This is a genomic window from Promicromonospora sp. AC04 (genome assembly GCF_003058225.1).
GTDB lineage: Bacteria > Actinomycetota > Actinomycetes > Actinomycetales > Cellulomonadaceae > Promicromonospora.
On the sequence record NZ_QBUG01000005.1, the window covers coordinates 366,668 to 393,013 of the forward strand.

General features: G+C 71.9%; 21 protein-coding genes. 6 read left to right on the forward strand and 15 right to left on the reverse strand.

From position 1 onward, the window contains the following. Positions 1 to 45: 45 nt before the first annotated feature. The gene (locus C8K30_RS15745; protein WP_108493836.1) at positions 46 to 1,341 is read left to right on the forward strand and encodes a deoxyguanosinetriphosphate triphosphohydrolase; all 1,296 of its coding nucleotides are present in this window, start codon (positions 46 to 48) and stop codon (positions 1,339 to 1,341) included. On the opposite strand, the gene C8K30_RS15750 is transcribed toward C8K30_RS15745, so the two are convergent. Genes C8K30_RS15750 through C8K30_RS15760 form a run of 3 tightly spaced genes read right to left on the reverse strand, consistent with a single transcriptional unit; the run spans position 1,331 to position 5,033 of the window. Further along, positions 1,331 to 2,245: a sugar ABC transporter permease gene (locus C8K30_RS15750; protein ID WP_108493837.1), complete on the reverse strand. Its 915-nt coding sequence runs from the start codon at positions 2,243 to 2,245 to the stop codon at positions 1,331 to 1,333. The two genes, C8K30_RS15745 and C8K30_RS15750, sit on opposite strands and share 11 nt — an antisense overlap. Next, positions 2,245 to 3,813, reverse strand: a complete 1,569-nt coding sequence (locus tag C8K30_RS15755) for an ABC transporter permease subunit (protein ID WP_108493838.1) — start codon at positions 3,811 to 3,813, stop codon at positions 2,245 to 2,247. The genes C8K30_RS15750 and C8K30_RS15755 overlap by 1 nt, the downstream gene beginning before the upstream one ends. Further along, on the reverse strand, positions 3,813 to 5,033 hold the full coding sequence (locus C8K30_RS15760) for a maltose ABC transporter substrate-binding protein (protein ID WP_108493966.1): 1,221 nt from the start codon (positions 5,031 to 5,033) through the stop codon (positions 3,813 to 3,815). Before C8K30_RS15760 ends, C8K30_RS15755 begins: the two co-directional genes overlap by 1 nt. A 203-nt stretch (positions 5,034 to 5,236) precedes the next feature. Between C8K30_RS15760 and C8K30_RS15765 the strand changes: the two genes are divergently transcribed. Both C8K30_RS15765 and C8K30_RS15770 read left to right on the forward strand, forming a co-directional pair. Further along, complete coding sequence (locus C8K30_RS15765) at positions 5,237 to 6,265, forward strand: LacI family DNA-binding transcriptional regulator (RefSeq protein ID WP_233257203.1); 1,029 nt, start codon at positions 5,237 to 5,239, stop codon at positions 6,263 to 6,265. 91 nt (positions 6,266 to 6,356) lie between these two features. After that, a complete protein-coding gene (locus tag C8K30_RS15770) occupies positions 6,357 to 8,141 on the forward strand; it encodes a glycoside hydrolase family 13 protein (protein WP_108493840.1) in 1,785 nt (594 codons plus the stop codon). A 109-nt stretch (positions 8,142 to 8,250) separates the two neighbouring features. Here C8K30_RS15770 and C8K30_RS15775 read toward each other — a convergent pair whose 3' ends face one another. The 6 genes from C8K30_RS15775 to C8K30_RS15800 form a co-directional block, all read right to left on the reverse strand. Further along, positions 8,251 to 8,661: a hypothetical protein gene (locus tag C8K30_RS15775; RefSeq protein WP_108493841.1), complete on the reverse strand. Its 411-nt coding sequence runs from the start codon at positions 8,659 to 8,661 to the stop codon at positions 8,251 to 8,253. Continuing rightward, complete coding sequence (locus tag C8K30_RS15780) at positions 8,661 to 9,101, reverse strand: hypothetical protein (RefSeq protein WP_199230508.1); 441 nt, start codon at positions 9,099 to 9,101, stop codon at positions 8,661 to 8,663. The genes C8K30_RS15775 and C8K30_RS15780 overlap by 1 nt, the downstream gene beginning before the upstream one ends. Further along, positions 9,101 to 10,687 carry a hypothetical protein gene (locus C8K30_RS15785; protein WP_108493842.1) on the reverse strand — a complete coding sequence of 529 codons (1,587 nt, stop codon included), beginning with the start codon at positions 10,685 to 10,687 and terminating at the stop codon, positions 9,101 to 9,103. Before C8K30_RS15785 ends, C8K30_RS15780 begins: the two co-directional genes overlap by 1 nt. After that, a complete protein-coding gene (locus C8K30_RS15790; protein ID WP_108493843.1) occupies positions 10,684 to 11,364 on the reverse strand; it encodes a hypothetical protein in 681 nt (226 codons plus the stop codon). Before C8K30_RS15790 ends, C8K30_RS15785 begins: the two co-directional genes overlap by 4 nt. A 194-nt stretch (positions 11,365 to 11,558) precedes the next feature. Then, complete coding sequence (locus tag C8K30_RS15795; RefSeq protein WP_108493844.1) at positions 11,559 to 12,821, reverse strand: arginine deiminase; 1,263 nt, start codon at positions 12,819 to 12,821, stop codon at positions 11,559 to 11,561. A gap of 12 nt (positions 12,822 to 12,833) precedes the next feature. Then, positions 12,834 to 14,270, reverse strand: a complete 1,437-nt coding sequence (locus tag C8K30_RS15800) for a basic amino acid/polyamine antiporter (protein WP_108493845.1) — start codon at positions 14,268 to 14,270, stop codon at positions 12,834 to 12,836. 185 nt (positions 14,271 to 14,455) lie between these two features. Here C8K30_RS15800 and dusB point away from each other — a divergent pair, with 185 nt between their 5' ends. Then, a complete protein-coding gene (gene dusB / locus C8K30_RS15805) occupies positions 14,456 to 15,685 on the forward strand; it encodes a tRNA dihydrouridine synthase DusB (protein ID WP_369940172.1) in 1,230 nt (409 codons plus the stop codon). Positions 15,686 to 15,698: 13 nt separating this feature from the next. Here dusB and C8K30_RS15810 read toward each other — a convergent pair whose 3' ends face one another. Continuing rightward, positions 15,699 to 16,901 carry a hypothetical protein gene (locus C8K30_RS15810; protein WP_108493846.1) on the reverse strand — a complete coding sequence of 401 codons (1,203 nt, stop codon included), beginning with the start codon at positions 16,899 to 16,901 and terminating at the stop codon, positions 15,699 to 15,701. A gap of 349 nt (positions 16,902 to 17,250) precedes the next feature. On the opposite strand from C8K30_RS15810, the gene C8K30_RS15815 reads away from it, so the two are divergent. Both C8K30_RS15815 and C8K30_RS15820 read left to right on the forward strand, forming a co-directional pair. Then, positions 17,251 to 19,077, forward strand: a complete 1,827-nt coding sequence (locus tag C8K30_RS15815) for a serine/threonine-protein kinase (RefSeq protein WP_108493847.1) — start codon at positions 17,251 to 17,253, stop codon at positions 19,075 to 19,077. A gap of 295 nt (positions 19,078 to 19,372) precedes the next feature. Continuing rightward, complete coding sequence (locus tag C8K30_RS15820) at positions 19,373 to 20,461, forward strand: helix-turn-helix domain-containing protein (RefSeq protein WP_146197499.1); 1,089 nt, start codon at positions 19,373 to 19,375, stop codon at positions 20,459 to 20,461. A gap of 142 nt (positions 20,462 to 20,603) precedes the next feature. On the opposite strand, the gene C8K30_RS15825 is transcribed toward C8K30_RS15820, so the two are convergent. From C8K30_RS15825 to C8K30_RS15845, 5 genes are all read right to left on the reverse strand, one after another. Beyond that, positions 20,604 to 22,139 carry an aldehyde dehydrogenase family protein gene (locus tag C8K30_RS15825; protein ID WP_108493849.1) on the reverse strand — a complete coding sequence of 512 codons (1,536 nt, stop codon included), beginning with the start codon at positions 22,137 to 22,139 and terminating at the stop codon, positions 20,604 to 20,606. Next, on the reverse strand, positions 22,136 to 23,554 hold the full coding sequence (locus C8K30_RS15830; RefSeq protein WP_108493850.1) for a VOC family protein: 1,419 nt from the start codon (positions 23,552 to 23,554) through the stop codon (positions 22,136 to 22,138). Before C8K30_RS15830 ends, C8K30_RS15825 begins: the two co-directional genes overlap by 4 nt. A 15-nt stretch (positions 23,555 to 23,569) precedes the next feature. Then, positions 23,570 to 24,802, reverse strand: a complete 1,233-nt coding sequence (locus tag C8K30_RS15835; protein WP_108493851.1) for an FAD-binding oxidoreductase — start codon at positions 24,800 to 24,802, stop codon at positions 23,570 to 23,572. A gap of 208 nt (positions 24,803 to 25,010) precedes the next feature. Continuing rightward, positions 25,011 to 25,409 carry a Fur family transcriptional regulator gene (locus tag C8K30_RS15840; RefSeq protein ID WP_108493852.1) on the reverse strand — a complete coding sequence of 133 codons (399 nt, stop codon included), beginning with the start codon at positions 25,407 to 25,409 and terminating at the stop codon, positions 25,011 to 25,013. Then, positions 25,409 to 26,344, reverse strand: a complete 936-nt coding sequence (locus tag C8K30_RS15845) for a metal ABC transporter permease (RefSeq protein WP_108493969.1) — start codon at positions 26,342 to 26,344, stop codon at positions 25,409 to 25,411. The genes C8K30_RS15840 and C8K30_RS15845 overlap by 1 nt, the downstream gene beginning before the upstream one ends. Between the last annotated feature and the right edge of the window lie 2 nt (positions 26,345 to 26,346).

The following is a 26,346-nucleotide window of genomic DNA, read 5'->3' on the forward strand; positions in this document are numbered from 1 at the left end:
GCTGGGAGCGGCCGGATTCCGGGGATGTCGGCCACCGTGGCTAGAGTGGCCGACGTGGAGCAAGCCCTTGGGAAGAGCATCCCGCCGTCGTACAGCGCGCAGGACGTCGAGCGCTGGGTGACCGAACCGCCCAAGTCGCAGGCCCGGACCCCCTTCGAGCGCGACCGCGGCCGCGTTGTGCACTCCTCGGCGCTGCGCCGGCTCGGCGCCAAGACCCAGGTGCTCGGCGCGGGGCACGACGACTTCGTCCGCACCCGCCTCACGCACTCCCTCGAGGTGGCCCAGGTGGGCCGCGGCATGGGCCGCTCGCTGGGCTGCGACCCCGACGTGGTCGACACCGCCTGCCTCACCCACGACCTCGGGCACCCGCCCTTCGGGCACAACGGCGAGACGGCGCTGGCCGAGATCGCCGAGCCGATCGGCGGCTTCGAGGGCAACGCGCAGACCCTGCGCCTGCTGACCCGGCTCGAGCCCAAGGTCCTCGCCGACGACGACACCCCCGCCGGTCTCAACCTGACCCGCGCCAGCCTCGACGCGAGCGTCAAGTACCCGTGGGCCTACGGTGCGGGCCCGGCCCGGCCCGACGGTACGGCGAGCCGGAAGTTCGGCGTCTACGCCGACGACCTCCCCGTCTTCACGTGGCTCCGCAAGGACGCGCCCGACGGCGTCAAGTGCCTCGAGGCCCAGGTCATGGACCTCGCCGACGACATCAGCTACTCGGTGCACGACGTCGAGGACGGCGTGGTGGCGAGCCGGATCGACCTGGACCTCATGGCGCACGCCGAGGAACGCGCGCGCGTGGCCGAGTACGTGCGGTCCTGGTACGGCGAGTGGTACACGGCGGACGCCATCGACGCGGCGATCGGGCGCCTGCAGGAGCACCTGCGCGGCACGGGGCACCTGATGCGGGCGTTCGACGGGTCGCGCCGGTCCCTGGCCTCGCTCAAGGACATGACGAGCCAGCTCATCGGCCGGTTCATCGGCTCGGCGATCGCCGCCACCCGCGCCGAGTTCGGCGAGGGCGACCTCACGCGGTACGCCGCGCGGCTCGTGGTACCCGCCGACACCGAGCACGAGATCCTCGCGCTCAAGGGCATCGCCGTCACCTATGTCATGGCGCCGCGCGGCCAGGAGCCCCGCTACCTGCGGGAGCGGGAGATGCTGACCGACCTCGTGCGCGTGCTCGCCGACCGCGGCCCCGACGAGCTGGAGAAGCCCTTTGCCGCGGACTGGCGTGCGGCGCCCGACGACGCCGCACGCCTGCGGGTGGTGGTCGACCAGGTCGCGTCACTGACGGACCTGTCGGCTATCGCGCTGCACCGCCGGCTGGTCACCCCTTGACGGAGCCCGCCGTCAGACCGCCGACTATGTACTTCTGCAGGAACAGGAACAGCGCGAGCACCGGCACCGCCGATATGACGGCGCCCGCCGTGAACAGGCCCCAGTTGGCGTCCTGCAGCGACGACACCCAGCCGTAGAGCCCCACGGCGAGCGTCCAGTTCTCCTCCGACTGCAGCAGCACGCGCGCGATGATGAACTCACCGAACGTGCTGATGAAGCTGAGCAGGCCCACCACGGCGAGGATCGGCGCGGTCAGGCGCAGCACGATGGTCCAGTAGATCTGGGCGTGCGAGGCGCCGTCGATCTTCGCGGCCTCGTCGATCTCGCGCGGCACGGTGTTGAAGAACCCGTACATGAGGAACGTGTTCACGCCGAGCGCCCCGCCCAGGTACACGCAGATCAGCGAGAGCTTGGAGTCCAGGCCGAGCCCCGGCACCACGTTCCCGAGCGAGATGAGCAGCAGGAAGATCGCCACGAAGGCGAGCATCTGCGGGAACATCTGGATCACGAGCAGGGCGGTGAGCCCTACGCGGCGTCCGCTGAACCGGAACCGCGAGAAGGCGTACGCGGCCGCCGCCCCCATGAGCACGGTCCCCACGCCGGTCGCGACCGCCACCACCAGGGTGTTCCCCATCCAGGTCCAGAACTTCGTTCCGCCGAGCGCCACGTAGTTGGCGCCCGACACCGACGCGAACAGGTCGTTGGAACCGGTGAGCGTGCCGCCGTCGGACAGCGAGGCCGACACGACGTAGACCAGCGGGAAGCCCGCGTAGAGGACGGCGAGGACGCCGACCAGGTGGCGCCAGCCGATGTCGGAGAACCAGCGGGCGGCCGACGGGCGGCGGGTCACCGCCGGCCTGCGGGGCGGTGCCGCCGAGCGGGCCGGGGGAATCGTCGTGGTCATCAGGCGATCTCCTCGAGCGATCGGGTGCGCCGGAACGCGAGGGCGGAGATGGTCGCGACCACCACGAAGATGACTATCGACAGGGCGCTGGCCAGGCCGTAGTCCTTGGCGGCGGTCCCGTCGAGCCCGGAGACCGAGTAGACCATCGAGATGAGGATGTCGGTGTGCCCGAGCGGCACCGAGGCGTCGTCGAACCGCGGGCCGCCGCCCGTGAGCATGTAGATCAGCGTGAAGTTGTTGAAGTTGAACGCGAAGCTGGAGATGAGCAGCGGCGCCGTCGCGACCAGGAGCAGCGGCAGGGTGATGGACCGCCAGGTGCGCCACCGGCCCGCGCCGTCGATCTTCGCGGCCTCCAGCACGTCCGTCGGCAGGGACTGCAGCGCGCCCGTGCAGATCAGGAACATGTACGGGAAGCCGAGCCACAGGTTCACGCCGAGCACCGCCAGCTTGGCGAGCACCGGGTCGGTGAGCCACGGGATCTGCGCCCCGCCGAGCAGCACCTCGTTGACGAACCCGTACGACCGGTTGAGCAGGCCCGACCACAGCAGCGCCGCGAGGAACCCGGGGATCGCGTACGGCAGGATCACGAGCGTCCGGTAGACGCGACGGCCGCGCAGGCGCGTGTCGTTGAACGCGATCGCCAGGAACAGGCCGAGGAGGAACGTGGAGGCCACGGAGATCACGGCGAACGCGAACGTCCAGACCAGGATCTTGCCGAAGGGGCCGGCGTACCGGTCGTCGCCGAACGCGGTGACAAAGTTGTCCAGCCCCACCAGCACCCGCCAGCCCACCGGCAGGGTGGTGCCGTCGGCGGCCTCGAACTGGCCGTCGTCGTTGGGCGAATAGGTCACCCCGGTCGTCGTGTCGGTCATGGTGTCCGACGCCGGGTCGTACTCCAGCGTGGACGTGAAGACGTAGCCGGTGCGGGCGTCCTGGGTGCGGATCGAGCCCTCGTTCGGGTCGCTGGAGACGGGGACGCGCAGCTCCGTGACCTCCTGCTGCCGCTCCAGGACCGCGGCGTACTCGAGCACGTCGTAGCCGGGCAGGGCGGTGACACGGCCCGCCTCGACGGTCGCGCCGTCCACGGTCTCCAGCGGCTGGTCGGCCGTGCCGGCCTCCACCACGCCGTCGGGCGAGATGATGGCGAAGCCGAGCGTGTCGCCGTCGGCCACTACCGTCAGGGGCGACGACGGCGAGCCCTCCACCCGGCGCTCGTTCTGCACCAGGAGGGCCTCGATCGCCTGCTCCTTGGTGGAGTTGTGCCCGTCGCCGTAGTTGGTGAACGCGACGTAGCCCGTGTAGGCCACGACGTACACCTGGTAGACGAGCAAGAAGGCGAGGCCCGGCAGGATGTACTTCAGCGGCAGGGCGCGCTTGGAGAAGTACGCCCAGTTCGCCACGAGCAGCAGCGCCACCATCGCGGCGAGGATGCCCCACGACCCGGCGCCCCACGCGGCCAGGACGGCGTAGACGCCGAGGGCGTCGACCAGCGCGATCAGTACGAGCTTGACGAGAAACCCGGGGCTCCAGCCGGTCCGGCCGGAGCCCCGGGTCGCAGGCAACGACATCAGCCGATCTCGCCCTGGATGTCGGCGACCATCTTGTCCCAGGCCTTGGCCGGGTCGGACTTGCCGGAGACGATCCCGGCCTCGGTCACGCCCCAGTAGGCCCACACGGCGCCCATCTCGGGCAGCGACGGCATCGGCACGGCGTCGGCGCCGACCTCACGGAAGCCAGCGGTGATCGGGTCCTCCGACGCGGTGTCAGCGGCCTCGATGAGGGCCGGCGGGCGGTCGCCCGCCTCGTACAGGGCGAGCTGCGCCTCGGGGGTGGCCATGTAGTTGACCAGGAAGTCGTTGGCGAGCAGCGCGTTCTCGCTCTGCGCGCTCACGTAGAAGCCGGCCACGCCCACGAACGGCTGGGCGGGCTCGCCGCCGGCGCTCGGGACCGGGTCGATCGCCAGGTCGAGGTCCGCGAACTGCTCAAGCATCCACGGGCCGCCCACGATGAACGGCGACTCGCCCTTGGCGAAGGCCGCCACCGCGATGTCGTAGGTGACATCCGTGCTCAGGTTGCCCGCCTCGCCCTGCTCCGCCAACCACTCGGCAAACGCCGTACCGCCCTCGCCGCCGAGCGCGAGCTCCGGCTTGTACGAGCCGTCCTCGTTCTGCTCGAAGACCGGGGCGCCGAACGACGTCTGCAGCGGGTAGAACGTGTAGGGGTCACCCTCGGTAGAGGTCTGGATCAGCAGCGGGTACTTGGTGCCGGCTTCCTTGCCGGCCGCGATCGCGTCGTCCCAGGTGGCGGGAGCCTCCGAAGCGAGCTCCGTGTTGCGGATCAGCGCGATGTTCTCCACGGCGTAGGGCAGGCCGTAGACCTGGCCGTCCTGCGTGAAGGCCGCCACGGAGACCGGCTCGAAGGCGTCGGCCGTGTCGCCGAGCTCGATCGGGGCCACGACGCCGTTGGTCGTGAGCTCACCCAGCCAGTCGTGCGCGCCGACGGTGATGTCGGGGCCCTTGCCCGTGGGGACCTGGGCCAGGAAGTCGGGGCGGATGTCCTCGAAGTTCTTCAGGACCACCTCCACCTTCGCGCCCGTGGCCTCCTCGAAGCCGGCGGCCGCGTCCTCGACGGCGGCCTGGCGGGTCTCGTCGACCCAGACGGTGAGGGTGCTGCCCTCGCCGTTCGGTGCGGCCGATTCCTCGCCCGCTGGTTCCTCCGCGCCGCTCGAGCAGGCGGCGAGCGCCAGCGTCGCGGTCAGCGCAGCGGCGGTCAGGATGCTCCGTCGCATCGTCACTCCCGATGGTTCGCGGCCCGACGTCGGGCCTGGATTGATGCCCGAACCGTAAGGCCGCTCCGGTCGATCTTGCAAGCAGTTGCGATAAAGTTTCAGCATCGCTTGCAAGCCGTCGTGGACGACGGCGGCGACAGCGGGTGCCAAAAACCAGCACTCGCTCACGACGAGGAGGTCGCGTGTCACCTAGGCTGCCAGGCGTGCGCACCCGACTGACCGACCTCGCCGAGCAGGCAGGCGTTTCCACCGCGACAGTGTCGCGCGTGCTCAACGGCAAGCCCGGCGTGGCCGGCGAGACCCGCCAGGCGGTGCTAGCCGCCCTGGACGTGCTCGGCTACGAGCGCCCCTCCGCGCTGCGCGCGCGGCCGGCCGGCCTGATCGGCCTCGTGGTCCCCGAGCTGTCCAACCCGGTGTTCCCGGCGTTCGCGCAGGCCATCGAGTCGCAGCTCGCCTCGCGCGGGTACACGCCGCTGCTGTGCACCCAGTCCCCGGGCGGCACCACGGAGGACGAGTACGTCGAGACCCTGATCGACCACGCCGTGGACGGCATAGTCTTCGTGTCCGGCAAGCACGCCGACACCCGGGCCTCGACCGAGCGCTACCAGCGGCTGCGCGGCCGCGGCCTGCCGATCGTGCTGATCAACGGCTACGCGGCGGGCATCGACGCGCCGTTCGTCTCCCCCGACGACGCCGCCAGCGTCGAGCTCTCGGTGCGGCACCTGGTGTCCCTGGGCCACCGCCGCATCGGCATGGCGATCGGCCCCGACCGGTTCGTGCCGGCCAGGCGCAAGATCGAGTCGTTCGTCGCGCAGCTCGTGCGGCACGGGCTCGCGGCCTCCGAGAAGGAGGCGCGCGAGCACGTCAGCCTCACCCTCTACACGCTGGAGGGCGGCCAGGCGGCGGCCGGCGACCTGTTCGACACCGGGCACACCGCCGTCGTCTGCGGGTCCGACCTGATGGCGCTCGGCGCCATCCGTGCCGCCCACGCACGCGGCCTCTCAGTGCCGGACGACGTGAGCGTCGTCGGCTACGACGACTCGCCCCTTGTCGCGTTCACCGACCCCCCGCTGACGACGGTGCGCCAGCCCGTCGCCGACATGGCGCACGCCGCCGTCAGCGCCCTGCTCACGGAGATCCACGGCGAGCGAGCGCCCCGTTCGGAGCTGCTGTTCACCCCGGAGCTGGTGGTCCGCGGCTCGACCGGCGCCGCGCCGCACGCCGCTGTCTGACGCAGCACACTGTCCGATCGGGCGCGATTCCTCCCGTACGCTTGCAGCAAGCGTTACAGCCCCCATTTCCCGATCTCGGAGGACGCGACACGTGACAAGTACTGCCCCGCTCACCACCGGCGACCTCACCGCCGGTGCACCCGTCCACTCCCTCGCCGGCAGCGGCGAGTGGTGGCGCGATGCGGTGATCTACCAGGTCTACCCCCGCTCGTTCGCGGACGGGAACGGCGACGGGATCGGCGACCTGCCGGGCGTCACCGCCAAGCTGGACCACCTGAAGCAGCTGGGGGTCGACGCCGTCTGGCTGAGCCCGTTCTACCGCTCCCCCCAGAAGGACGCGGGCTACGACGTCGCCGACTACCGCGACATCGACCCGCTGTTCGGCACCCTCGCGGACTTCGACGAGATGCTCGCCGGCGCGCACGAGCGCGGCCTCAAGATCATCGTCGACCTCGTGCCCAACCACTCCTCCGACCAGCACGTCTGGTTCCAGGAGGCGCTGACCGCCGCCCCCGGCTCGGCCGCCCGCGAGCGGTACATGTTCCGCGACGGGCGCGGCCCGGCAGGCTCCGATGTGCCGAACAACTGGCAGTCCATCTTCGGCGGCCCCGCCTGGACGCGGCTGGCGCCCAGCGAGGACGACGGTCCGCTCGGCCCGCAGTGGTACCTCCACCTGTTCGACTCGACGCAGCCGGACCTGAACTGGGAGAACCCCGAGGTCCGCGAGGAGTTCGAGGCGGTGCTGCGGTTCTGGCTCGACCGGGGCGTGGACGGGTTCCGCGTCGACGTCGCGCACGGCATGATCAAGGCGCCCGGCCTGCCCGACTGGGAGGGCCAGGTAGCGATGGTCGAGGGCACCGTCGAGGAGAGCACCGACAAGGCCACCGACCCGGGCGCCCCCGAGGACGGCTCCACGGGCGCCGGCCACCACGGCCCGATGTTCGACCAGGACGGCGTGCACGAGATCTACCGCGCCTGGCACCGCGTCCTGGCGGAGTACGACGGCGACCGCTGCCTGGTGGCCGAGGCCTGGGTGGAGCCGCTGAGCCGCCTGGCCCGCTACGTACGCCCCGACGAGATGAACCAGGCGTTCAACTTCTCGTTCCTCACCGCACCGTGGGACGCGGCCCGGCTGCGCACCGTCGTCGGCGCGTCGCTCAGCACCATGGACGCCGTCGGCGCCCCGACCACCTGGGTGCTGTCCAACCACGACGTCGTCCGGCACGTCTCCCGCCTCGGCCTCGCCGACATCGGCAGCGGCCCGCTGAACGGCATCGGCGCGAACGACCCGCAGCCCGACCTGGAGCTCGGCACGCGCCGGGCCCGGGCCGCGACCCTGCTCATGCTCGGCCTGCCCGGCTCGGCGTACATGTACCAGGGTGAGGAGCTCGGACTGCCCGACCACACCACCCTGCCTGACGACGTGCGCGAGGACCCGTCCTTCTTCCGCACGGGCGGCGCCGAGCCCGGCCGCGACGGCTGCCGCGTGCCGCTGCCGTGGGTCGGCGGAGCACCGGGCAACGGGTTCGGCGCCACGGGCAAGACCTGGCTGCCGCAGCCCGACGTCTACGCCGAACTCGCGGCCGACAAGCAGTACGGCGTCGAGGGCTCGACGTACGAGATGTACCGGACGGCGCTGGAGCTGCGCCGGGCCGAGAAGATCGGTGCGGGTGTGCTCTCGTGGGTCGACGCCCTGACCGACAGCCCGGACGTCGTCGCCTTCCGGGTGGCGGGCGTCGTGGTGCTCGCCAACCTGGGTGCGGCACCGCTCCCGCTGCCCGCCGGGACCGACGTGCTGGTCGCGTCGGGCGACCTCGCGACCTCGGCCGACGCCGTCGCGGTGCCCGCGGACACCACCGTCTGGCTGCGCGCCTGACGCCAGGTCCGGCGAAGTTCGGCGAAGAAGTAGAGCGCCTGTCCGGCGTCCGACCTGGGTCTACGGGTCGGACGCCGGACAGGCGCTCTGCTTCGTGGACGGAACTCGGTCAGCCGGGCGTGATGCCGTAGTGCTCGCGCGCGTCGCCGACGGTCGGCGGGCCGTTGAACCCGAGCTCGTTCGCGCCGACCTTGATCGACCCGTCCTCGTTCACGTACTCCTGGGGTGTCCCCCACCCGGCCTCGAGGTCGGGCGACGCGGCGAGGGACTGCAGCACGGCGTCCATCACCGCGACGGCCTCCTCCTTCGTCGTCGCCTCGATCACCACGTCGGCACGCTCCCAGCCGCCGCCGAAGTTGTTGCTGCACTCCCACTCCGCGGAGGCGACACCTGCGACGGACACCGTCGCCGCGGTGAGCGCCTCCTCGCAGTCGGCCGTGGCGGACGAACAGGCCGAGACGGACAGCAGCAACGCCCCCGCCATCGCGGCCGGCAACCACCGCGCTCGCTCACGTCGCATCACTTGGTCAGTCCCTCTCCGTAGTGTTCGCGCACCTCGCGGATCGTCGGAACCCCCGAGAACCCGACGGCCAGTGCTCCCACGACGACCGACCCGTCCTCGTTCCGGTACTCCTGCGGCGTCGACCAGCGGGGTTCGAGGCCGGGCTCGGCGGCGAACGCCCGCAGCAGGGCATCCATGATCCGGATCGCCTCGTCGCGGGACGAGGCCCGCAGGACCACCTTGCCTCGCTCCCAGCCACCACCGAACATGTCGCTGCAGTCGAACTCGGCCGACACCACACCGTCGACCGCGAGTGCCGTCTCGGCGAACAGGTCCTCGCAGTCCGTGTTCCTCGACCGCCCCATGCCGAGCACCGCCGCCAGCGTGCCGCCGACCGGTCCGGCCTGTGCCAGCCGCTGCCGGAGCCGGCGCCTACGGCGTTCCCAGCCCTTGCCCATCAGTTCTTCCGGCCGACGTGGACGTCCACGGCGGACACCGAGCCCGGATCGTCCGTCAGGAAGCCGCTGTCGCGGAGCGACTGCTGGTAGGCGAGGTATCCAGGATCCGTGCTGTTGGCCATGGAGTTGGGGTAGTTCTCGCTGTGGTCGTGGTTGCCCGCCGCGTCCCACGCGGACCCGGGGTCGTCGAACGTGACGCTCGTGTGGTTGGGGCCCTCGTTCTGCCCGCCGGGCAGGAACGGGAACCGCGAGTCCCCCAGGTCGAGACGAGGAACGGCGTCGTGCTGGTGCTGCATCTCCAGCACGCTCACCGAGGGGTCGATGTGGGCGCTGTCGATGGGCGACCCGTAGGTCATCGCGTTGGTGACGTTGTACTTGTCCACGAACGCCGAGTCGGACGTCAGGTCGGCCACGGTCATGCCGCCCTGCGAGTGGCCGACCATCATGACCTCGGCGCCGGGCGGGATGTTCGCGTTCTCCATCGCGAGGACGACGGCGTCGCTCATGGTCGAGCGCCCGCCGCCCGCGGTCACGAGGTTGCCGGTGACGTCCATCGGGTTGTCGCCCGCGGACGGGTTCCATGCCTCGGTCCCCGGGACGCTCACGATGACCTTGGGCCCGTCCGGACCCTCGATGGTGGTGATCCGGATGTTGCCGTCGGCGGCCTTGTACGAGTCGGTCACGCCAAGAGCGAGCTCCGAGACGCTCGTCGGGGTCCGCGGCGCCGTGACCTCGGACGGCTCGCCCGCGTACGGGTCGCCGTCGTCGAAGACCTTGGGGTCGAACATCCCCAGGGAGCCGGCGGTGAGGCCGACGCCGACCGCTGCGCCCCCGAGCCGGATGGTGGAGGCGAGCACCTCCGTGGTCCGTGGCCACTCGCCGTCCAGGATCGCCCCGCCGGTCGCGTCCCAGAGCTGCATGCCGGAGTCGCCCAGGTTCTGGAACGAGCCGCCGATCGCGCTCGCGCGATCGCCGAGCCAGCCCAGCGCGTCGGAGCCCTTGTCGCCGATCCAGCCGAGCGCGTCCGAGCCCTTGTCGCCGATCCAGCTGACGGCGTCGCCGCCGGCGTCCCAGAGGTCCCCGGCCCTGTCCCCTATCCAGCCGGCCGCGTCGCCGGCCTTGTCGCCGACCCAGCCGGCCGCGTCCCCGGCCTTGTCGCCCACCCAGTCGACGGCGTCGCCGCCGGCGTCCCAGAGGTCGCCGGCCTTGTCCCCCAGCCAGTCGAGCGGGCCGCCGCCGTCGTCGTCGCCACCACCGCCGGCGTTCGCCGACCCCTGCGTCGAGACCCCGGCGAACGGGGATCCTCCGCCGTCGTACGTGTTCGACGTCTGGTCCTGGGCGTCGGCGTTCGCCTTGGCCCGCTGCGCGAAGGTGGTCAGCGACTCCGCGATGCTCCCGAGCATGGGTGCGTGCTGCGTCTCCCACTCACCACGAAGCTGGTCGACGTTGGGGCCCCAGCCGTCGAAGGACCAGACGGCGTTGCCGGTGGTCTGCTTGACCGACTCCAGCTCCGAGGCGCTGTTCTCCAGCGCCCTGGCGAGCTCCCGGACCTTCTCCGGGTCCTGCCCGACCATCCCCTCGCTCATCGGTTCGCCTCGTTGTCGGCGTCACCGGCGGCGCCGGCCTCCGGCGTGGTCGCGTCCACCGCGCCCACCAGGGCCCACTGCAGCTCCGCCGCGACCGATCCGGCCGGCCGCTCGACGGGCGCGAGCTCGCCGTCGTCGGTCCGCACGTCCAGCAGCTTCCCGTCCACCACGGACCAGAGCCGCGGCCACACGACCGCGGGCGCCTCCGCGTTGCGCCACGCCTCGACCGTGACCTGCAGGTTCGCCTGCTCGCCGTCGAGCAGGCGGATCAGCTCGGCCCGGTCCCCCGCCGGACTGGACGACGGCGACGTCCCCTCGCCGCCGCCCGGTACCGCCGACGCCGGCGCCCGCAGCGCCTCGAACGGCGGCAGCGCGGCGGTCAGCGCAGGCCACAGCTCGTCGACATTGGCGAACCGGAGCTCGGCCCCCGGCGCGAGGAACGTCTCGCCGTCGCGCTCTGCGATCACCTGGATGACCAGGAGCACCCGCTCCCCGACCATGGTCAGCCGGGTCACCGTGCCGCTGGAGCCGGACGTCGAGATGAGAGTCGCGCGAACGGGCGCGCCGAGGTGTTCGGCGAGCGCCGTACCGACGGCGGTCGCGCCGCCGCCGTCCCGCGCCTCGGCCGTCACCGCGGCCCACTGCTTCGCGTCCAGCTCCAGGATCCGGCCGGCCATGCGCACTCCCTTTCCCAACACCGATCAAAAAATCTGCGGCATACCGCAGCCGAACCGTAATACCTACGGGCGGAGTCAGTCCACGAATGGACTACCCATGGCCAAAGACCAGGTCAGGCCGTATCTTGCCCGGTCACGGCCGGCCGGGCGAGCCGGTTCGCCCGGTGCGTTGTCGCTGCGGGTGGCCGACGCCGTCAGACGGCGGGGTCCCGGATGATCGGACAGGTCATGCAGTGCCCGCCGCCGCGCCCACGCCCCAGCTCCGCGCCGACGATCTCGATCACCTCGATGCCGGCCTTGCGCAGCAGGTCGTTGGTGGTGGTGTTGCGGTCGTAGGTGAACACCACGCCGGGCTCGACGGCGACGGCGTTGTTGCCGCTGTCCCACTGCTGACGCTCGGACTCGTAGACGTCGCCGCCGGTCTCGATGACCTGCAGCGAGCCGAGGCCGGTCTCGCGCGCGACGACCTCCAGGAACGTCGACCCGCCCTCGTCCGTGACCGACAGGCCGCGGCCGTCGCCCGGCCGCAGCACGAACGGGTGGATCGCCCCCACGATGCGCGGGTAGACGGTCACCGTGTCGACGTCGGCGAACGTCATGACGGTGTCGAGGTGCATGGCCGCACGCAGCTTCGGCATCCCGGCCACGATCACCCGCTCCGCCGCGCCCCGCTCGAACAGGGCTTCGGAGGCCTGCGTGATCGCCTGGCGCGAGGTGCGCTCGCTCATGCCCATCAGCACCGTGCCGTCACCCACGGGCATGATGTCGCCGCCCTCGAACGTCGCCTGCCGGTGGTCGGTCTCCGGGTCGCCCCACCAGACCGTCGACCCGACGAAGTCCGGGTGGAACTCGTAGACGGCCTTCATCAGCAGCGTCTCGTCGTGCCGCGCCGGCCAGTACAGCGGGTTGAGCGTCACCCCGCCGTACAGCCAGCACGTCGTGTCGCGGGTGAACAGGGTGTTGGGCACCGGCGCGATCAGGTACTCGCGAGCGTCCAGCGCGAACTCGGCCAGCGACCGGTACCCGGCCGGGAGGTCTGGCACGTCGTTGGTGGCCAGCCCGCCGATCAGGTGCTCGGCGAGCTGCTCCGGCTCCAGGCCCTCGAGGAACTCGCGGGTCGCGTCGACCAGGCCGGACCCGACGATCTCCGGGACGATCTTGCGGTCCAGCAGCCAGTCCCGCGCCCCGGGGACGCGCATCGTCGCGGCGAGGACGTCGTGCAGCTCGACGACGTCGACGCCACGGGAGCGCAGGTCGGCGACGAACCCGGCGTGGTGCTCGATCGCCTTGTCCACCCACAGCACGTCGTCGAAGAGCAGGTCGTCCGAGTTGGTGGGCGTGAGCCGCCGATGGGCGAGCCCGGGCCGGCAGACGAGCACCTTACGAAGGCGTCCGACCTCGGAGTGCACCCCGTAGGCCGCCGAAGGCAGTGGCGTGTCGCCGCTCTGGTTCGTCATGGTGTCCCTTCCTCAGATGGAGATCGCGCCCGTGGCGAGCGCGACCACGCCGATCACCGCGCCGACCACCGACACGACGAAGATCACCAGCTCGCCCCTGCTGAACACCCGTCTGCCCTGCTCGCGCCGGGTCATCACGAAGAGGACCGTCGCCGGGGCGTAGATCACGAACGACAGCAGCACGAAGGTCAGCCCGGCCGCGAACAGCAGGAACGCCGTGTAGAGCACGGCTATCACCGCGATGACGAGGTCGCGCACCGTGTGGCTCCCCTCGGCGGGACCACCGCGACCCGTCGCCAGCTTGAGCGCATAGCCCGCGGCGAGCAGGAAGGGGATGAGGGAGAGCGCGCTCGTCAGGTCGAGCGCGAACGTGAACGCGTCGTCGGACAGGAGCGTGACGAAGAGCATCAGCTGGATGAGGATCGTCGTCATCAGGAGCGCGGGCCGGGGCACGTCGTTCGCGTCCGCCCGCGCGAGGAACCGCGGCATGTCGCGGTCCTTGGCGGCGACGTACAGCACCTCGGAGGACATGAGGGTCCAGGCCAGGTAGGCGCCCAGGACGGACACGATCAGGCCGACGCTCACGAACACGGCGCCCCAGCCGCCCACCGCGGCCTCCAGCACACCGGCCATCGACGGCTGGCGCAGCTGCGCGAGCTCCTCCATCGGGAGGATGCCGTAGGACACGATGGTGACCGAGGCGAAGATCGCGAGCACCATCAGGAAGCCGAGGACCGTCGCCCGGCCGACGTCCTCCCTGCGCCGCGCGTGACGCGAGTAGACGCTCGCGCCCTCTACGCCGAGAAAGACGAAGACCGTGGCGAGCATGGTGCCGCGCACCTGGTCGAACAGCGGTCCGGTGATCCCGTAGCCCTCGAAGTTGTCCATGAGCACCTGCGGGTCCAGCAGGAAGACCGCGATCAGCACGAACGCGATGATCGGCAGGACCTTGGCGACGGTGACTATGCGGTTGATCGTCGTCGCCTCTTTCACACCGCGACGTACGAGCAGGAAGAACAGCCACACGCACGCCGAGGAGGCGACGAACGCGACCAGGGTGTCGCCCTCACCGAGGACGGGCAGGATCGCGCCCACCGTCGACATGATGAGGATCCAGTAGGTGACGTTGCCGACGCACGCGCTCGCCCAGTACCCGAACGCCGAGAAGAAGCCGAGGTACTCACCGAATCCGGCCTTGGCGTAGGCGTAGACGCCCGAGTCGAGGTCGGGCTTGCGGATCGCGAGCCGCTGGAACACGAAGGCGAGCATGAGCATGCCGGTTCCTGCGACCAGCCAGGAGATCAGTGCGCCCAGCACCCCGGTCTCGCCGGCGAACCGGCTCGGGAGCGAGAACACCCCGGCGCCGACCATCGAGCCGACGACCATCGCGGTGAGCGTGGCGACGCTGATCTTCGCGGTGCGTTCCTGCGTGCTGCTGTCGGCCTGCATCAGGACCCCCCAAGCGTTCGAGCGCGTCCCGGTTACCCGGTTCCATGTGTCCGTCGCCTCGCGCCCCTTGAGGCTCCGCCAATCAATTACGACACGGGTGTCGAATGTCGGCAAAAGATGCACTTGCACCGTGAGAGCGGCCACAGCGCCCCGGCACTCGCGCGCGCCGATGGAACAATGGGTCCGTGACTTCCGTCCTCGACACGACCGCTCAGGCGCCCACGGCATCCGGCCGGGCGTCGGGCGCTCCCCTGCTCAAGCCCCTGCAGATCGGGCCCATCACCGTGGGCACGCCGGTCGTGCTCGCGCCCATGGCGGGGGTGACCAACCGCGCCTTCCGCACGCTGTGCCGGGAGGCGGGACAGTCGACCGGGTTCGACCCGGGCCTGTACGTCGCGGAGATGGTCACCAGCCGCGCGCTCGTGGAGCGCAACGTCGAGGCGCTGCGGATCGTCACGTTCGGCGCGGACGAGACGCCGCGCTCCGCGCAGGTGTACGGCGTGGACCCGGCCACCGTGGGCGCGGCCGTGAAGATCATCGCGGGCGAGGACCGGGCCGACCACGTCGACCTCAACTTCGGCTGCCCCGTCCCCAAGGTGACGCGCAAGGGCGGCGGCGCCGCGCTGCCGTGGAAGCGCCAGCTCTTCACGGACATCGTCAAGGCGGCGGTCGAGGCGGCCGAGCCGCACGGCGTGCCCGTCACGGTCAAGATGCGCAAGGGCATCGACGACGACCACCTGACGTACCTGGAGGCGGGCCGGATCGCGGAGTCGCTCGGCGCCGCCGCCGTCGCGCTGCACGCCCGCACCGCCGCGCAGCACTACTCCGGGCAGGCCGAGTGGGAGGCGATCGCGCGCCTCAAGGAGGCCGTGCGGACGGTCCCGGTGCTCGGCAACGGCGACATCTGGTCCGCGGAGGACGCCCTGCGCATGGTCGAGCAGACGGGGGCCGACGGCGTCGTCGTCGGCCGGGGCTGCCAGGGCCGCCCCTGGCTGTTCGCCGACCTGGCCGCCGCGTTCAACGGCTCCGACCTGCGGGTGCGGCCCGGGCTGCGCGAGGTCGCCGACACGGTCTACCGGCACGGCGAGCTCATGATCGAGTACTTCGACGGCGACGAGGGCAAGGCCATGCGCGACCTGCGCAAGCACATGGCCTGGTACCTCAAGGGCTACGCCGTCGGGGGCGAGATGCGGCACTCCCTCGCGCTCATCAACACGCTGGCCGAGCTGCGCGAGCGGCTCGACACCCTGGACCTGGACGCCCCCTACCCCGGGGACGACGCCGAGGGACCCCGCGGCCGTGCGGGCTCGCCCAAGACGCCGCACCTGCCGTACGGCTGGCTCGACTCCCGGGATCTGTCCGAGGAGTTCGAGGCCAAGCTGCGCGAGGCCGAGCTGAGCGTCAGCGGCGGCTGAGCCTCCCCGCTGGTCACAGCTCCTCGGGCGGCAGGACCCGCGACATGATCGACGACGCCATGACGAGCCCCGGCTCGTCCCGGCCCGCCGCCGGCTCGCGGTCCCGCAGGAGCGCCGCACCGTCCTGCTCCCAGGCGAACCCGGGCCGGCCGGACGCGGCCCGGTACAGCGCGTCCAGGTGGTCCGGGTGCCGCTCCGCGAGCAGGGCCAGCACCCACGAGGGGACGTCCGGGTCGGCCAGCACCTGCGCGAGCCGCTGGGGCTTCCACGGTTCGAGCGGCGCGGTGTGCACCTCGCGGAGCTGCCCGTACCAGTCGAGCAGGCGCAGCCCCTTGACGGGATGGTGCACCAGGGCGAACGCCGCGTCGTCGGGGTCGGCGGCGTCGTCGGGCAGCCAGCGCTCGTCCCGGAGCGAGGGAAACAGCGCGAACTCCTCCGCCGGGGCCCCGATCCGGTCCTTGAACCGCAGGTAGCAGTCCATGACGTGCGACGCGGTGCCCTCCACCAGCACGTCCCCGAAGAGGTCGCGGAACGCGCCATGGTGGTCGGCGACGAGCTCGCGGGCCCGGGCCAGCCTGCGCGGGTTGCGGTAGGCCGGGCACGGCGACGACGTCAGCAGCCCCACGACGCCGCGGACGACGCCGACTATGGCGCTCGGCGAGAAGACCGACGGGGTACCGGCGAAGATCCAGGCCGCCCCGACGGGCAGCACCCGCCCGGACAGCGGCAGGCCCGGGACCAGCGCGACCGAACGGATCTCGGAGCGCCCCGTGAAGACCCGGTAGTCCAGGTCGTCCTCCAGGTTGTGCAGCACCGCGTGCTCGTCCACCAGGTCGGTCACGATGAAGTAGCCCAGCACGCCGCCGTCGCGCCACTGCTCGAGGAGCGCGCGCTCGGCGTCGTCGACGGTGAGGCCGGCCGGCTCGGCATCCAGGACCCTGGCGACCAGAGAACCGCCCTTCTCGCGCGACCCCACGTGCACCAGCATGTCGACGGCGCAGTCGCGCGTCATGGCGGCGCGCAGCTCGGGATCGACGTCGTCGGGCGCGAGCGACTCCGAGCGCACGTACGCGACCTGTCGCCGGACCGCGTCGGCGTTGCCGGGCCGCAGCACGTGCTCGACCAGGCGATGTGCCAGCCGGGTCGCGAGGTCGAGGCGTTGGCGAACGGTCAGCCGGCCGAGCGGGCCGACGGCGGGGCCCGCACCGGGGCTCATGGGAACGAGGGCAACCGAAGATGTCGATGTCGAGGTCATGGCTTCCATGTTCCGCCATGAATCGCTATTGAGAAGCCTCAAGCCATTGAATCTGTGGATAACTAGGAATACGCGAGAGCCGGGCGCCGGCACACCGGGAGAGACTCCGCGGGCGAGCTGTGTTGCTCTGCGTAGACATCGTCTACGCAGAGCAACACAGTCCGAAAAACAACAGTCCCCACCGGAGGCCCTGCTCGCGCGGCGGTGCGATCGCGCTCCGACCAGTTCCGATACGCTCGTGCCGCCGTCCGGCAAGCGCGCCGATCGACCGGCCCTTCCGAGCGAGCACACCCGACCCTAGGAGTTCCCAGTGCTGTCCGATGTGGCGCGACGTGTCCGTGCACCTGAGATCGCGCCACCTACCGCCGGCGACCCACCCGAGCTCGGCGGCTACGAGATCCGCGGCCGGCTGGGCCAGGGCGGCATGGGCGTGGTGTACCTCGGAGTCACCCGGAGCGGCCGCCTGCTCGCCATCAAGGTCATCCACCCGGAACGCACCGACGAGCGCGAGTTCCGGGCCCGCTTCCGTCGCGAGGTGTCGGCCGCGACGAAGGTGCGCAGCCGCCGCATGGCGGCCGTCGTCGACTTCGACGTCGACGCGCCCAGGCCCTGGCTGGCCACCGAGTACGTGCCCGGACCCACCCTTGCGCAGGCCATCGCCGAGCTGGGGAGCCTGCCCGAGCCGGCGGTCCGCGAGCTCGTCGCCGGTCTTGCCGAGGCCCTCGACGCGATCCATCGCGAAGGGCTCGTCCACCGCGACGTCAAGCCCGCCAACGTGCTGCTCGGCCCCGACGGGCCGGTCCTGATCGACATGGGCATCGTCGCCGACTCGGACGCCACGTCGTTGACCACCACGGGCTTGCAGCCGGGGACGCCCCAGTTCATGTCGCCCGAGCAGGCCCGGGGTGAGGCCGTCACCACCGCCTCCGACATGTGGTCGCTCGGCGCCGTCACCCACCTCGCGGCGGCCGGGACCCCGCCGTTCGGGACGGGCAACCTCGCGACGGTCACCTACCGGATCGTGCACGAGACGCCCGACCTGAGCGCCCTCCCGCCCGGCCTGCGTCACCTCGTCGGCGCCTGCCTGGCCAAGGACCCCGCCGCGCGTCCGACGGCGTCGGCGGTGCTCACCTCGCCCGCCGACCCGCCGTACGTCGAGCCGGTGCACACCGGTCTGGCGGGCTCCGGTGTGCCTCTGGACACGGTGCTGGGCGCGGAATCGTCGTCCGCCGCCACGACCGCGCCGGACCGTCCGACGGCACCAGCACCGTCGGACCGGGTACGTCGCAGGGTCCTGACCGGCCTCGTCGCGGCAGGTCTGGTGCTGGCGGGCGGCGGCGGCGCGGCGGCGCTCGTGCACTTCCTGGGTCCCGACGACTCGCCGGTGGTCACCGATCCCGAGGCCGAGGGGTCGACGTCGGCCGAGCCGTCCGGCGACCCCAGCCCCAGCCCGTCCTCGAAGGAGCCGAAGGAGAAGCCGTCGGCAACACCCAAGAGCTCTCCGGTCGCCACGCCCGTCGACGAGCAGGCCGACGCGCCCGCCGATGAGCAGGACGCGGCCCCGGCCCGGTTCCAGCCGGGCGCCGTGGCGATCCCGGCGCAGGTCCAGGTGGGCCAGGAGCTCATCGCGGAGGCGACCGGCTGGACGCCGCAGCCGGCCACCACCGCGTGCCTGTGGAGCATCGGCGGCGAGGAGCGGGACAACCTCGGGTCGTGCACCTACACCGTCGCGCTCGACGACGTCGGCAAGACCGTCCAGGTCAGGCTCACCGGCGCCCGGTCGGGATACGCCGAGGCGAGCTTGGTCTCCAACGCCACCGGCACGGTGCCGCAGCCGTCGGTGCCGCAGCCGAGCTGCACGATCACGCTGGACGACGGCCAGGAGCACCTCGGCTGGATGGCCCACTGCGAGGTCGACCAGGACCCGAACGTCACCTACACATGGGCGTGGGTCGACGTCGAGACCGGCGAGACCATCACGTGGGCGGAGTACGGACCCGGTCCCCGCATCTGGCTCCGCGGGAGCTACAAAGGTCACCGCGTGCGAGTGACGGTGACGGCGGAGCGGGCAGGCTACCGTTCGGCCGAATTCGCCACCACCTTCACCCTGCCTGACGAGCCGGCCCCGATCGAGTGACCGGACGCCGCGAGCGGGCGATATTTCGCCGAGTTTTGACCTCTATCTCGTGCGTAAAGAGCACAAAGTGCCCAACGTGGTCCAAGATCAGCCTTACACCTTTGACTATGGCCGGGCTCCGATCACACGCCCCCGCTGTCCCAGCCCCACCCCACCTGTATCGACCGAGAGGGATAAACCCATCATGGCATCGGAGAAACGCCGTCGACGCGTTCCTGCGGTCATCGCTGACATACGCAGAAACCCAGGGTTCTTCCTGGGGGCCTTCGGCCTCTCGGCCTGGGCCTACATCGGCATGTCACACACCATCGCCGCTTATGAGGGGCCTCGACTCGGCTACGCGCTAGGCGTCGCCTACGAGGCACTGGTGATCGGCCTGGCCTGGGAGGGACGGCGCCGAGCCGACCGAGCTCTCGAGAGCGGCCGTCCGCCTGCCGGTCACGGACGCTGGCTCGGCGGCGCGATCATCGTCGGGGTCCTGTCCGGCGCGCTCGCCGCCTGGCACGGCTGGCTGCTCGGTGAGGGCATCTTCGCCGCCTCTCGCGCCGTCGCACCCGTCCTGGCAGCGGTAGCGGTACACCTGTTCTTCCAGTCGGCGTCGAGTGCGCGCGACCTCGACAGGCTGGCCCAGATCGAGACCGACCGCGAGACGGCCGTGCTCGACATGCTCGACGCGGTGCGGCTGGCGCAGATCGCCCCCGAGGACGAGCGTGACGCACGCATCGCGGACGTGAACGCCGCGGTGACCCGGGTCCACCGCCACGTGCCCGCTGCCGTCACCGCGGAGGTGACGCGCCCACATCTCGAGTCGGAGCGCACGATTCGCGACGTCGTCCAGGAGGCCGCCGCGCTGGCCGGCGAGTGGATGCCGGATCAGACCGAGCTCGAGCGAACCGCGGCCGACCGCGCGCTGACCCGCGTGAACCTGCCCGAGCTCGTCCTTCCCTCCGGCGTTCAGCTCGGCCTGGCCGTGACCGACGGGGGCGAACACGACCGGTCCGCGCACGACGAGCCTGCTCTGCCCGGCAGACCCGAGCCGGCCGCCGCGCCCGAGCAGGTCTGGTCCGAGCCCGCCCTGACCGGAGAAACCGAGCGCGTGCAGCTGGAACGCAAGTACGCGCCCGTGAAGCCGGCAGCGGACTGGGAGAAGCTCTCCGACAGCGTGCCGACACCCGTGGTCACGAGCCCGGCGCCGTCGCTCACCACCCACCAGATCAGCCAGATCCGCGTGCTCCGGTGGGAGCAGAACCTCTCGCTCGAAGAGGTCGCGGAGCGGGTAGGGGTCTCCGTCAGCGACGTGAACAACTATGCCCCGAGCACCGACGTCCCGACCACCGCGACCGGCTCCATCCTGGCGGTCCCGGCGGCTCTGTCGCGACCCTGACCGCCCGGCGGGCAGGATGACGGTGACGGCGCACCCGCCGGACGCCGTCCGCCGACGCCGTCCGCCGACGCCGTAGCAGCGCGGCCCGGCTCCACGCATCGTGACGCGTGGAGCCGGGCCGCGCACGTCGTCGCGGCGCGGATCAGCCGAAGTTGACGCCCTGCGCCAGCGGGAGCTCCGTCGAGTAGTTCACCGTGTTCGTGGCGCGGCGCATGTACTGCTTCCAGGCGTCCGAGCCGGACTCGCGCCCGCCGCCCGTCGACTTCTCGCCGCCGAACGCGCCGCCGATCTCCGCACCGGACGTGCCGATGTTGACGTTCACGATGCCGCAGTCCGAGCCCACCTCGGACATGAACGTCTCGGCCTCGCGCACGTCCAGCGTGAAGATCGCCGACGACAGGCCCTGGGGCACGTCGTTGTGCAGGGCGATCGCCTCGGACAGCTCCGAGTAGGTCAGCACGTACAGGATCGGGGCGAACGTCTCGCGCTTGACGACGTCGGCCTGCCTCGTCATCCGCACGATCGCGGGGTGCACGTACGCCGCGTCCTCGGCGCCGGGCACGGTCACCGCGGTGCCGCCCACCACGAGCCTGCCGCCCGCGGCCACCGCCTCGTCGATCGCGGCGAGCATGCGGTCGCGCGCGCCCGCGTCGACCAGCGGGCCGACCAGGGTGCCCTCGGCACGCGGGTCGCCGACCGGCAGGCCGCCGTAGACCTTGGCGAGCCGCGCGACGACCTCGTCCGCCACCGACTCGTGCACGATCAGGCGACGCAGCGAGGTGCAGCGCTGCCCCGCCGTACCGGCGGCCGCGAACACGGCGCCGCGCACCGCGAGGTCGAGGTCCGCCGACGGCGCGACGATCGCACCGTTGTTGCCGCCCAGCTCCAGCAGGTACCGGCCGCCGCGGCCCGCGACGACGGGCGCGACCTGCTGGCCCATCCGCTCCGAGCCGGTCGCGGAGACGAGCGCCACCCGCGGGTCGGCAACGAGGGCCTCGCCGGCCTCGCGGTCCCCGAGGAGCAGCTGCGAGACGCCCGCCGGGAACCCGGCCTCGGCCAGCGCCCGGTCGAGCAGCGCCGAGGCGCCGACGGCGGACAGCAGCGTCTTCTCGCTCGGCTTCCACACCACGGTGTCGCCGCAGACCAGCGCCACCGCCGTGTTCCAGGACCACACCGCTACCGGGAAGTTGAACGCGCTGATCACGCCCACGACGCCCATCGGGTGCCACGTCTCCATGAGCCGGTGGCCCGGGCGCTCGGACGGCATGGTGCGGCCACCGACCTGCCGCGACAGCCCGACGGCGTAGTCGCAGATGTCGATCATCTCCTGGACCTCACCCAGGGCCTCGCTCGTGATCTTGCCCGCCTCGATGGTGACGAGCTCTGCCAGGTCGGCCTTGTGCTCGGTAAGCAGCTCGCCCAGGCGCTTGATGACCTGGCCGCGCACGGGGGCGGGTACCGAGCGCCACGTCGTGAAGGCCTCGGTGGCCTGCCCGACGATCGCTGCCGCCTCCGCCGCACCGTCTCGCCGGAGCTCCAGCAGCGGCTGCCCGGACAGGGGCGACACGACGGGCAGGCCCGTCCCGGTGGGCACCGTGGCGCCCAGGCGCTCCAGGGCGGCGAGGGCGACGTCGCGCAGCTCGGTCGTCAGCGGGCTGTGGGTGGTGGTGCTGGTCATCGCGGTGCTCCCGTTGTGCGGTTTGGTGTGGTGAGGGTGGCCGGGTCGACGCCGAGGGTCTCGGCGGCGCCGGCGAGCGACCTGGCCACCTGGTCGGCGTACAGGTCGAAGGGATCGTTCAGCTCCCGGCCGAGCGCGCCCGCCATCCAGTCGGCGTCCCGGTCCGTGCCCTCCTGGCTGGCATCCTTGGCGCCGTCCGAGGTGAGGTTCGACTGGAAGATCCCGGCCGCCGAACGCGGCAGGAAGTCCTCGTAGACGACGGGCTCCCGGCGGACGAAGGGCGCGCCGCCCGGCTCGGCCGCCAGCTCGTAGGTGAACCAGCCCAGCCCCTGGTCGGCGAGCGCCGCCTCGGTAGTGGGGAAGGTCTTCTGCCAGACGGCGCGGGCGAGCTGCTGGCGCTGCGCCTCGGTGAAGCCGGGGTCGGCGGCGCGGGCCGCGGCGGCGGCCTCGTCGATCTCGATCACCGCCGCGTCGTACGCGGCACGGCCGGTGCGGGTCAGCGCGATGCCGCGCGCCTCGACCTCGCCGAACCGCACGCGCAGGGAGTCGCTGATGATCTCCCCGTCGGCCGTGCGGAAGGTGCGCGGCTCGGCGAGCGCGCGGAACGACGTCTGGCGCAGCAGGACGTCGGGGCCCTCCCAGCGCGGCGGGCCCTGGATCGCGTCGATCATCGTGATGCCGCGCGCCTCCATGCGGGCGTACAGGTCGTCGATGTCGAGCACGCGGGGCGTGAGGTGGTTGATGTGCGTGGAGGCGATGCCGCCGATGTCGGCCGCGACTGCGCTGACCGCCTCCAGCTCGCGGTACCAGGCCTGGTCCACGGGCTCGCGGGACAGCTCGAACGCCTCGGTCGCCAGGAGCAGGAACTCCGCGGCCTGGTCCTCGGGCAGGCCGCCCTCGGCCTCCGCGCGGTCGGCAAGGGCGAGCAGGTCCGGGCCGAACAGCGCGCGGGCGCCGAGGAAGCTCTCCAGGCGCTGCTCCAGGTCCGCGGTGAAGAACCGGCGGTCGGCGGTGACGAGCATCGACGTGAAGACCCGGAACGGGTTACGGGCCAGCTCGTCCCGCTCGATCGGGCGGAACGCCGTCGAGATCACGGGGACGGAGCTGGACGATGCGTCGCGCAGGTCGTAGAACCCGACCGGGCGCATGCCCATCGCGCCGAAGATGCGGGCGACCTGCGCCATCTCGGTGGGCGTGCCCACGCGGATGGCGCCGTGCCGCTCCGCGGTGACGCGCGCGATGGAGCCGAGCCGTTCGGCGTCCGCTCCGTGCTGGGTCACGAAGTCGGCGTTGACGTCGTGCGACACGTCCAGCAGCGTCGTGTAGGCGGGCACCTCCTTGCCGTACATGTCCGAGAGGCTGCGCGCGAACGCGGCCCTCAGCTGCCAGGGCTCGAGGAACGTGGGTGCGGACATCGGTCTCTCCTGTCCTCAGATGATGTTCGCCTCAGGGCCTCGTCGCCCTGGGCTCGTGGTGGTCTGGCCAGTGATGGGCAGGGTGGGGCCGGCAGTGGCGAACCGGTCCGCGCTGAACCCGGACACGTCGGTGCGGGGCGTGCGGCCGGCATACAGGTCGCGCACCGCCTCGCCGACGGCGGGGGCCTGCAGGAACCCGTGACCGGAGAAGCCGGCGGCGTACAGCACGCGGCCGGGCACCCCGGTGGCCTCGCCGATGAGGGCGTTGTGGTCGGGCGTCATCTCGTAGAGCCCGGCCCAGCCGCGCGTCACGGGCACGTCGACCAGCTCGGGCGCGCACGCCCCGATCGCCCCGCGCAGCAGCGGCAGCCAGCCCGGGTCGTAGGTGCGCTCGAACGCGACGGGGGTCGCGGGGTCGGCGATGCCGAGCAGCAGGCAGCCGGGCTCGGCGTTGTGGAAGTAGAACGTGCTGCCGTAGTCGATGGTGAACGGGATCCGCGGCGGCGCCGTCTCCAGCCGCGGGGTGAACCCGATCTGCCGCCGGTACGGGTCGACGGGCAGGTCGAGCCCGGCCTTGGCCGCCACGTCCCGGGTCCACGCCCCGGCGCACAGCACGACGGCGTCGGTGCGCACCCGGCCGTGGTTCGTCCAGACGGCGACGACGTCGTCGCCCCTCGCCTCGACGTCGGTGACCGTGACGTGCGTGCGGATCGTCGCGCCGTGCCACTCCGCGCCGGCGGCATAACCCTCGACGACGGCCTTCGGGTGGGCGAACCCGTCGCGCGCGGCGTAGGCGGCCCCGGCGTACCGGTCGGCGTCGACGTACGGGTTGAGCCGGCGGACGGCGTCGTGGCCGAGCATGCGGCTGGCGACGCCGCGCTCGTTCTGCATGGCCACCGACTCCTCGAACAGCGCGACGTCGTCGGCACCCGGCAGGAGGAACAGGTAGCCCGGCTGCTGCAGCCCGATGTCCGCGCCAGGGCGGTTCGCGAAGTCCTCGTAGAGCTCCAGGCTGCGGTTGCCGAGGTCGACGTTCGCGGGGTCGGAGAACTGCGCGCGCACTCCCCCGATGGGCTTGCCCGAGCTGCCGGAGGCGAGCTCGTCGGCCTCCAGGAGCAGCACGTCCACGCCGTCCTCGGCGAGGTGGAACGCCACCGACGCGCCCAGTGCGCCGCCGCCGACCACCACCACCTCAGCGCGCGCGGGCAGTGGTCCCCGACGGTCCGCGGGGTGCCGTGCTGAGGTCATGCACGCATCCTGCCACGGGCTACGGCCGCGATTGGCCCGCACCGGAATTGTTCCTGCAGAATCGCTCGATCTCCAGGGAAACAGTTACCGATCGGGGTGTGTTGCGCTGCGTAGACATTGTCTACTCGCCGCAACACATCTCGGGGACGTGATCTCTACCCCAGCCGTTCGGCCGCACCGCCGACGGCGGCCGGGACCCACCGCCGACTCACCGCGCGGACGATGCGCGGCAGTCCGCGCAGGTGCCCCACAGCTCGACCGTGTGCTCGATGTCGTCGAAGCCCTGGGCGGCGGCGACCTTGGAGGCCCAGGCCTCGACCGTGGGGCCGTCGATCTCGACGGTCCGGCCGCAGGCCCGGCAGACCAGGTGGTGATGGTGCTCGCGGCGCGCGCACCGGCGGTACAGGCTCTCGCCGTCCTCGGCGCGCAGCACGTCCACCTCGCTCGCCTCCGCGAGCGCCTGCAGCGCCCGGTAGACGGTGGCGAGGCCCACGGACTCGCCGCGGGCGCGCAGGGTCTCGTGCAGTTGCTGGGCGGAGCGGAAGTCGGCGAGCTCGTCCAGCGCCTCGACGACGGCGGTCCGCTGGCGGGTCATGCGTGCGGCCATCAGCGGCACTCCTTTGCGGCGGCGACCGCGCGTTCGGCGGCGTCGGCGGGCAGGTCGACGTCGTCGGGCAGGTCGGGATGCGGGTCGTACGCGGGGCGCCGTCGGGTCAGGAGGGGCGCCAGCAGGGAGACCACCGCGTACACCGCGATGGCGAGCACCACGATAGTGGCGCCGGGCGAGACGTTGTACCAGTAGGTGATGGTCAGGCCGGAGAGGCAGACCACGACGCCGACGACGCACGCGGTGAGCATGGTGCGCCCGAAGGCGTGCGTGACCTGCTGGGCGATCGCGACGGGCACGATCATGAGCGCGCTGACCAGCAGGAGACCGACAACCCGCATGGCGACGGTGACGGTGAGGGCCGACACGACGGCGACGACGACGTTCAGCGCCCAGACCGGCAGGCCGGAGGCGATGGCGAACTCCTCGTCGTGGCTCACGGAGAACAGCGCGTGCCGCAGGCCGACGCCGATGGCCAGGACCACTACGGAGAGCACGACGGTGAGCCAGAGGTCGGCGTCGGACACGGTGGAGATCGAGCCGAACAGGTACTGCATGAGGTTCCCGGAGGAGCCGCCGGCGATCCCGATGAGCAGGACGCCGCCCGCGATGCCGCCGTAGAACATGATGGCGAGCGCGAGGTCGCCGGAGGTGCGGCCGCGGCGTCGGACCACCTCGATGAGGACGGAGCCGACCACCGCGGCGACCACGGCGCCGGGGACGGCGAGGGCGTCGTTCGGCGTCAGCCCCATGCCCGCGCCGACGAGCCAGCCCAGCGCCACGCCGGTCAGGGCGACGTGCCCGATGCCGTCGCCGAGCAGGGAGAGCTTGCGCTGCACCAGGTAGGTGCCGACGACGGGCGCGGTCACGCCCACGAGGAGCGCGGCCAGGAGGGCGCGCTGCATGAACGGGTCGGTCAGCATGAGCATGAGCATGA